The sequence below is a fragment of the Deinococcus betulae genome, assembly GCF_020166395.1.
Lineage (GTDB): Bacteria > Deinococcota > Deinococci > Deinococcales > Deinococcaceae > Deinococcus > Deinococcus betulae.
In genome coordinates this window covers 1-1,029 of the sequence record NZ_JAIQXU010000082.1, presented here as the reverse complement: position 1 = coordinate 1,029, position 1,029 = coordinate 1, and the positions used below count along the sequence as shown (strand labels likewise).

The window sequence follows — 1,029 nt, the reverse complement described above, 5'->3', positions numbered from 1 at the left end:
GAAAGCCCCTGTGCCTTCCTCCGATTCCGAAGGTTGACACCAAACACCGCGCGGAGCGGGCTTGGCGAGCGGGTCGTCTTCGGCACGTCTTCAGCGTCAATGTCACTGGTGATCTTGTACAGTGAAATGAGTCAATGGTAATCTTGTACATATACGAAACAATGGTGTCTGTTCAGCTGGCTCGACGGGAAGTCGCGTGAGAAAGCCCTTCATTTACGTCGCTTCTGCCCTCCCACCTGACGACAAAGACGTTCTCAAGTTTTTTCAGGCCCAATTACCTCTTCTGCCTGATGCTTACGCGGCTTTCTGGCCGGACGACTTCATTCCCAAGTTGTTGACTGGCGTGGAATGGTCCAAGTCTTGGTTCGCCTCGGCCAGAGGAAAGGTCATTGGCGTTGCCTCTTTCCGGCACAGTCACGGTGGACTGTGGCAAGCCTTTTTATTGTGTGATCCAGCTTGGGCACCTCGCGCCCTCCACCAACTTCATACGGCACTTCTGAAAGGCATCACTCAGAGCTACCAAGAGCAGTGGCAGCCATCCTCTAGAATCTCTGTCAATCAAGTAACGGCCATCGTCCCTGAGAGTCCACACCAGAAGATGCTGGAAACCTTTTACGAGGAGCAGGGCTGGACGGTCTATCTAGAGAACTGGAAAGTCGAGCTTGCCGTGTCAAAACTGAACCGGGCACAGCTGGCTGCCGCGCAGACAGAAGTCAGGACTGCAGGGGTTGATATTCAACCCTTACACCACTGGCCCATCAGAGAGCAGACCACCGAGGTCAAGCGGTTGATTGCAGGGGCGGGCTATCAAAATGGCGCTGTTTGGGTCGCCTTCTTCAACGGACGCGCTGTCGCAGTGAATGGCTGGCGCGCCATGCACAACGGTGCAGGCATTCTTCTCGGTACCCATCCGCTGTGGTTGGTCGACATGGACCATGACGTTCGAGTCAAACGCGGCTTGGTGGCCGAAGCACTCCTGACGCTCCAGACTCCTCAAACACAAGGTGTGGTGTTTCATACGCAGCAAGA

The 1,029-nt window shown here is 55.0% G+C and carries 1 protein-coding gene; it reads left to right on the top strand.

What is annotated here, in order from left to right; all coding sequences use genetic code 11:
- Window positions 1–196: 196 nt before the first annotated feature.
- A partial coding sequence (locus tag K7W42_RS22710; protein WP_224577681.1) for a hypothetical protein occupies window positions 197–1,029 on the top strand: 833 nt, incomplete at its 3' end.